Below are 7,080 nucleotides of genomic sequence, written 5' to 3' on the forward strand. Positions count from 1 at the left end.
GATCGATCTGTCGCGCGCCCGTATCCCATTATTGCCGGAGCTAATCGTGAAATTGAGCAATCTGAAGATCGCCCCGAAGCTCGGCATCCTTGTCGGCGTCACCTTGTTCGGCCTGTGCATCTCCGGTGTCCTCGCCGGCTATCTGATGAAGCGCGAGATGGTGAATGCGCGCATCGATCAGGCCAAGGCGATCGTCGAGCTGGCACGCAACTATGCGGGCGCTCTGAAGAAGCGCGTCGACGCCGGCGAGCTGACGAAGGACGCGGCCATGGCCGAGCTTCGCCGCTACGGCAATTCGATGACCTACGACAACGGCGCGGGCTATCTGTTCGGTACGTCGTATGAAGGCATCACGCAGCTCGCGCCGGATCCCAAGCAGATCGGCACCAACCGCATGGATGTCGTGACCAACGGCCGCAAGCTGTCGGTCGAGCTGATGGACGGCGTCAAGGCCAACGGTTCGATCCTGCTGCATTATGAATACATGAAGCCCGGTCAGCCGACGCCGATCCGCAAGATCGGCTACGCGGTGGCGGTGCCCGGCTTCGACATGTATCTCGGCACCGGCGCTTATCTCGACGACATCGACGCCAAGATGGGTCCGGTCTATTGGCTGCTCGGCTTTGCCATGCTCGGCATATTCATTGTCGCCGGCAGCGTCGCCTGGCTGATCGGCCGCGGCATCAGCCGCCCGCTGGCGCTGCTTGGCGCCCGCATGAAGGATCTCGCCGACGGCAAGCTCGAGGGCGACATTCCCGGCGTCGGCCGCGGCGACGAGGTCGGCGCGATGGCCTCCACCGTCCAGATCTTCAAGGACAACGCGGTCCGCATCCGCGACCTCGAAAGGACCGAAGCCGATGCCAAGGAACGCGTCGCGGCGGAACGTCGCAGCGCGATGGAAGGCATCGCCAACGACTTCGAACGCAGCGTCAACGGCATCGTCCGCTCGGTCTCCTCGGCCGCGGCCGGCATGCAGACGACGGCGCAGTCGATGACCGCGACCGCCAGCGACGCCTCCTCGCGCGCGGCGACGGTCGGCGCTGCCTCGCAAAAAGCCTCCGGCAATGTCGGCACGGTTGCGGCGGCCGCCGAAGAGCTGTCGAGCTCGGTTGCGGAAATCTCCCGCCAGGTCACGCGCTCGACCGAAGTCGCCAGCCGCGCCGTCAGCGACGCCGAGCGTACCAATGCCACCGTGCAGGTGCTCTCGACCGGCGCCGAGAAGATCGGCGAAGTCGTCAAGCTGATCCATTCGATCGCAGCGCAGACCAATCTGCTCGCGCTCAACGCCACCATCGAGGCGGCACGCGCCGGTGAATCCGGCCGCGGATTCGCGGTCGTCGCCTCCGAGGTCAAGGCGCTGGCCAACCAGACCGCCAAGGCGACCGAGGAGATCTCCGCGCAGGTCGCGGCGATGCAGACCTCGACCAGCGACGCGGTCACGGCCATCTCCGGCATCACCCAGACCATCGCCGAGATGAGCGAGATCACCGCCGGCATTTCCGCATCGATCGAGCAGCAGGGCGAAGCGACCCGCGAGATCGCCCGCAACATCCAGTCGGTCGCGGCCGGTTCGAACGAGATCAACGCCAATATCGGCAGTGTCACCTCGGCCGCGGAAGCGACCGGCACCGCGGCAACCGACGTGCTCACCAACGCCCGCGAACTGGACAGCCAGTCCGGCGCGCTGCGCAGCGCCGTCGACGGCTTCCTCGCCAAGGTGCGCGCGGCGTAAGGCCAAACGCTCGAAATTCGTAGGGTGGGCAAAGGCGCCGAAGCGCCGTGCCCACCTTTTCTTTTTGCGACGACCTGACGGTGGGCACGCTTCGCTTTGCCCACCCTACGAGAGCGGTGCCCCGGGCTCAGCGCCGCGTCCGCGACACGAGACCGTCCTTACTGCTTCTCGATCTTCGCGTTGGTGATCAGCTTCTCCCACAGCACGAGCTGTTCGTTCACGAACGTGCCGAGCTGCTCCGGCGTGCCCGAGAACGCGTCCATGCCGAGGGTGGCGAGCTGTGCCTTGATCTCCGGCTTCTCGACGATCTTCCGGATCTCGGCGTTGAGCCGGGTCACGATCTCCTTCGGCATGCCGGCGGGGCCGAAATAGCCCTGCCAGGACGAGATGTCGAAATCAGGCACGCCGGCCTCCTGCATCGACGGCAGGTTCGGCACCAGCGGCGAGCGGTCCTTGGTGGTGACGGCGAGCGCGCGCAGCGCGTTGCCGTTGACGTGGGGCAGGCCGGTCAGGATGTCGACGAACATCATCGAGACGCGGCCGCCCATGACGTCGTTGAGCGCCGGCGGCGAGCTCTTGTAGGGCACGTGCAGCAGGTCGAGCCCGGCATTGTGCGCAAAGGTCGCACCCGACACGATCGCGGAGGACGATCCCGAGGCGTAGCTCAGCTTGCCCGGATTGGCCTTGCCGTAGGCGACGAGCTCGCCAACGGTCTTGGCCTGCACTTCCGGATTGACGACCAGCATGAAAGGCAGGTCGCCGGTGCGCGCGATCGGCGTGAAATCCTTGACCGGATCGTAAGTGAGGCTCTTGAGCAGATAGGGATTGGCCGAATGCGTGGTGTTGGTCGTCACCAGCAGCGTGTAGCCGTCGGGGGCGGCCTTCGCGACATAGCTCGCGGCGAGCATGCCGTTGGCGCCCGCCTTGTTCTCGATCACGATGCCGACGCCGAGCGCCTGCGACAGATGCTGCGAGATCAGCCGTGTCGTCGTGTCGGTGCCGCTGCCGGCCGCGAACGGCAAAACCAGCGTGATGTTGCGGCTCGGCCAGGTATCGGCCTGTGCAGTGGATGCGGCGACGAGGCACAATGCAGCCGCGCCGACGGCACGCAGGTTTCGAATCAGCCCTGAAATCATATCGAGACGTTCCCTCTTTTTCGTTGGCGGGGAAACTAGCGTCTCTTCGCCAAAATCGGAAGACGCGAGTTGCTTGCCCCGGACGCGGCGCAGCGCTTCTTCGGCGGTGCGCTGCAGAGCCGGGGCCCATGCTGCCACAAACTGGATCCCGGCTCTGCGACGCACCGCCTGCGCGCTGCGTCTTGTCCGGGACACGAGCACGCATCGTCCGCCGCGCGGAATTACTTCACCGCCGAGCCCTGGCGTGAGGCGATCACGACGCCGGCGAGCACCAGCGCGTAGCCGATCAGGTGAAACGGCTGCAGCTTTTCGCCGAGCAGCACGATCGCCATCGCCGAGCCGAACACCGGCACCAGATGGAAGAACGGCGCGGCGCGGTTCGGGCCGATCAGCGCGACGCCGCGGTTGAAGAACAGATAGGCCAGCGTCGAGGGAAAGATCAGGATGTAGCCCAGCGTCGCCAGCGTCGTCCCGTCGAATTGCAGCACGCGGCCGCTTGCCGCCTCCCAGATCGCGGTCGGCAGCAGCATCGTCGCGCCGCAGCAGGTGGTGAAGGACAGGAAGGAGAGCTGGTGGATCTTGGGCCGACGCGGGATGAAGGCCGAGTAGATCCCGAACGCCACCAGCGAGGAGGCGAACATGATGTCGCCCCTGTTGAAGCTGATGCTCGCGAGCGCGGCGAGATCGCCGCGCAAAATGATGATCAACACGCCGAGAAGCGAGATCGCGATGCCGGCGAACTGGGCACCCGTCAGCCGCACGCCGAACAGCACCAGCGACCACAGCGCCACGAACAGCGGTCCGGCCGACTGGATCAGCAGCGCGTTCAGCGCCTCCGTGTACTGCATCGCCCAGTACGAGATCGCGTTGTTGAAGGCGAAGCCCACCAGCGACAGGAACAGCATCAGCGGCAGGCTGTTGCGCAAGGCGGGCCAGTCGCGCTTGAGATGCGGCCAGGCGAACGGCAACAGGATCAGGAAAACGCCGAACCAGCGGATCGTGGTCACCGTCAGCGGCGGCACATGCGCGCCGACATGGCGCGCGAGCACGATGTTGCCGGCCCAGAACAGCGAGCTCAGGCTGAGCAGCAGATAAGGCTGGTTGTTGAGCCAGCTGGCCGAACTGGAGGCAGGTGGCGCGGGCGAGGCAATCGTCATTGGCGTTGGATACGAGCTTGCGCCGGATTGCCGTCGCGGCACAAGCCACGCGGCCGCAATGCTACAATGCAGGCAAACCCTGAGGAGGCGCCTTTGGCAGCTAATATGTTGAACCCTCGCTTGTCCTACGCCGCCTGCTTTCGCGACGCCACGAACACGCCAGACAGCACCAGCGCAAAACCGATGAAGTGGAATGCCTGCGGGTGTTCGCCCAGGAACGCCATCGCCATGATCGAGCCGAACACCGGCACGACGTGGAAGAACGGCGCGGCGCGGTTGGCGCCGATCAGGCGCACGCCGCGATTGAAGCAGAGATAGGCCAGCGTCGAGGGAAACACCGCGACGTAGAACAGCGTCAAGAGGTTCGGCCCGTCGAGCTTCATGACCGGGCGCGCGGACAATTCCCAGATCTCCAGCGGAATGAGGCAGGCCGCGCCGGCCCCGAAGGTGAAGGCGAGGAACGACAGGCCGTGCATCGGTGGCCGTTTCAGCGTCAGCACCGAATACAGCGCGAAGATGACGAGTGCGACGATGAAGATGAGGTCGCCCTTGTTGAACTCGATGTTCGACAGCGTGGTGAAATCGCCGTGCAGCAGAATGGTCAGCACGCCGCACATCGACAGCAGCACGCCGAACGCCTGCGCCGCGGTGAGGCGGATGCCGAGGATGGCCAGCGACCACAGCGCCACGACCAGGGGCGCGGCCGACTGCAGCAGCAGCGTATTGAGTGCCTGGGTATGCTCCAACGCCCAATATTGCAGCGTGTTGAAGGCGCCGATGCCGGTGACCGAGAGCGTGATCATCAGGCCGAGCCTGCCGCGGATCGCGGGCCAGTCCTGGGCAAGATGTTTCCAGGCGAACGGCAGCACCAGCAGGAAGGCAAAGAACCAGCGCAGGAACGACAGCGTGACCGGCGGGATGTGGCCGGCGGCGAGCCGGCCGACGATGGCGTTGCCGGCCCAGCACAGCGCGGTGATGCTGAGCAGCAGATAAGGCTGGTTGGCGATCCAGCTGTGGCCGGATGTCTCCGCGCTCGTGGTCTGGCCGGTGGCGGACATTGGGATTGGCGTGCCCCGCGTGCGCCGAGGCTTCCAGCCCGGCGGGATCCGGGCCGGCTGATCGTCCGGCGCTGTCCAAAGACACGGAAATCGGGGCTGCATCAACGGGGGGCGGACGCATCGCGACCATGCAGCGGCGGATTGAGCCTCTCACGCTTTGGTCGAAGCCTGCGCGCTGGCCGCGAAGGTTTCTGGATTTTCCGGGGATATCAAAGGCTTGGAGTAGCCTCGAAGCCCTGAAAATGCCCCGTTCTTGCTTGCCTAGAGAGGCTGCTTCCTTTATCCGGTTGGGCTGCCTCGGTGCGAACGGCCTCTGGCCGGGAATTGGGCTGGGCGCAGGCATGATTCCGGAAAAATGGGTACCAATTTTCCGTTCGGATCGTGCCACCTACAGAGAAATCTTCGAAGGATTACCCGCGAATGGCCAATGTTGTCGTCGTCGGCGCCCAGTGGGGCGACGAAGGAAAGGGCAAGATCGTCGACTGGTTGTCGGAGCAGGCGGACATCGTCGTCCGCTTCCAGGGCGGTCATAACGCCGGCCACACGCTGGTGATCAACGGCAAGACCTACAAGCTCGCGCTGCTGCCCTCCGGCGTGCTGCGCGAGCAGAAGCTGTCGGTGATCGGCAACGGCGTGGTGTTCGATCCCGCCGCCTTCCTCGACGAGGTCTCCAAGCTGCGGGCGCAGGGCGTCGCGGTCTCGCCGGAGAACCTGCGTATCGCCGAGAACGTCACGCTGATCCTGCCGCTGCACCGCGAGCTCGATGCGCATCGCGAATCCGCCAGCGCGGCGACCGCGATCGGCACCACCCGCCGCGGCATCGGGCCTGCCTATGAGGACAAGGTCGGCCGCCGCGCGATCCGCCTGATGGACCTCGCCGACCTCGACACGCTCCCGCACAAGATCGACCGGCTGCTTGCCCACCACAACGCGCTTCGCCGCGGCCTCGGCCTGCCCGAATTCGACGGCAAGGTGATCTTGAAGGAGTTGAGCGCGCTGGCGCCGGAGCTGCTGCCCTACGCCGAGACGGTGTGGCGGCTGCTCGACATCAAGCGGCGCGAAGGCAAGCGCATGCTGTTCGAAGGCGCGCAAGGCGCGCTGCTCGACGTCGACCACGGCACTTACCCCTACGTCACCTCGTCCAACACGGTGGCGGCGCAGGCGGCGACCGGCTCGGGCCTCGGACCCGGGGCGGTCGGCTATGTGCTCGGCCTGTGCAAGGCTTATACGACCCGCGTCGGCCAGGGCCCGTTCCCGACCGAGCAGGACAACGAGACCGGCCGCCGGATCGGCGAGCGCGGCCGCGAGTTCGGCACCAACACCGGCCGTCCGCGCCGCTGTGGCTGGTTCGACGCCGTGCTGGTCCGCCAGGCGGTCCGGACCTGCGGCATCAACGGCCTGGCGCTGACCAAGCTCGACATTCTCGACGGCTTCGACACGATCGAGGTCTGCACCGGCTACAAGCTCGACGGCAAGGAGATCGACCACTTCCCCGCCGGCGAGGGCGCCCAGGCCCGGGTCGAGCCGATCTACGAGACCATCGAGGGCTGGAAGGAGCCGACCGCCAATGCGCGGTCCTGGGCCGACCTGCCGGCCCAGGCCATCAAATATGTCCGGCGGATCGAGGAATTGGTGGGGTGCCCGGTTGCGCTGCTTTCCACCAGCCCCGAACGCGAAGATACTATCCTGGTGCAAAATCCGTTTGAGGCTTAACGATATCTTACCGGGACGCGCGTATAGTTGAGTTGAAATGGCTGATTACTATCCGCTGATCGCCCGCGCTATTGCCGCCCTGGACCCGAACGCTCCCGGCGAAAGCCGTCGCGCGCTCTATGAGCGGGCGCGCACGGCGTTGATCGCGCAGCTGCGCAGCGTGCAGCCGCCGCTCTCCGAATCCGAGATCACGCGCGAAAGGTTGTCGCTGGAGGAGGCCGTCCGCAAGGTCGAATCGGAGGCCGCCCAGCGCGCCCGCGAGGCCTCGCGCCCCGGTGGCGGCG

General features: G+C 65.9%; 5 protein-coding genes and 1 pseudogene. 3 read left to right on the forward strand and 3 right to left on the reverse strand.

All coding sequences use genetic code 11. The features are described 5' to 3' along the window. Positions 1-46: 46 nt before the first annotated feature. The gene (locus XH81_RS19495) at positions 47-1,732 is read left to right on the forward strand and encodes a methyl-accepting chemotaxis protein (RefSeq protein WP_028140246.1); all 1,686 of its coding nucleotides are present in this window, start codon (positions 47-49) and stop codon (positions 1,730-1,732) included. 158 nt (positions 1,733-1,890) lie between these two features. Here the strand turns inward: XH81_RS19495 and XH81_RS19500 are convergent, their stop codons facing one another. From XH81_RS19500 to XH81_RS19510, 3 genes are all read right to left on the reverse strand, one after another. Further along, positions 1,891-2,868, reverse strand: coding sequence for a Bug family tripartite tricarboxylate transporter substrate binding protein (locus XH81_RS19500; RefSeq protein ID WP_028140245.1), 978 nt, complete (start codon positions 2,866-2,868; stop codon positions 1,891-1,893). A 221-nt stretch (positions 2,869-3,089) separates the two neighbouring features. Beyond that, the gene (locus XH81_RS19505) at positions 3,090-4,025 is read right to left on the reverse strand and encodes a DMT family transporter (RefSeq protein WP_028140244.1); all 936 of its coding nucleotides are present in this window, start codon (positions 4,023-4,025) and stop codon (positions 3,090-3,092) included. A 125-nt stretch (positions 4,026-4,150) separates the two neighbouring features. Then, positions 4,151-5,083 (reverse strand): DMT family transporter, encoded by a 933-nt coding sequence (locus XH81_RS19510; protein ID WP_028140243.1) that lies wholly within the window; start codon positions 5,081-5,083, stop codon positions 4,151-4,153. A gap of 420 nt (positions 5,084-5,503) precedes the next feature. On the opposite strand from XH81_RS19510, the gene XH81_RS19515 reads away from it, so the two are divergent. Beyond that, positions 5,504-6,796, forward strand: coding sequence for an adenylosuccinate synthase (locus XH81_RS19515; protein ID WP_028140242.1), 1,293 nt, complete (start codon positions 5,504-5,506; stop codon positions 6,794-6,796). Between the two features lie 37 nt (positions 6,797-6,833). Beyond that, a pseudogene (locus XH81_RS19520) lies at positions 6,834-7,080 on the forward strand (hypothetical protein); the annotation flags it as partial.

Source organism: Bradyrhizobium sp. CCBAU 25360, from assembly GCF_028128695.1.
Lineage (GTDB): Bacteria > Pseudomonadota > Alphaproteobacteria > Rhizobiales > Xanthobacteraceae > Bradyrhizobium > Bradyrhizobium ottawaense.

Excerpts from the sequence above, each read along its gene's own strand:
- XH81_RS19510 (WP_028140243.1), bottom strand. The coding sequence starts at position 5,083 with ATGTCCGCCACCGGCCAGACCACGAGCGCGGAGACATCCGGCCACAGC.
- XH81_RS19505 (WP_028140244.1), bottom strand. The coding sequence starts at position 4,025 with ATGACGATTGCCTCGCCCGCGCCACCTGCCTCCAGTTCGGCCAGCTGG.
- XH81_RS19500 (WP_028140245.1), bottom strand. The coding sequence starts at position 2,868 with ATGATTTCAGGGCTGATTCGAAACCTGCGTGCCGTCGGCGCGGCTGCA.
- XH81_RS19515 (WP_028140242.1), top strand. The coding sequence starts at position 5,504 with ATGGCCAATGTTGTCGTCGTCGGCGCCCAGTGGGGCGACGAAGGAAAG.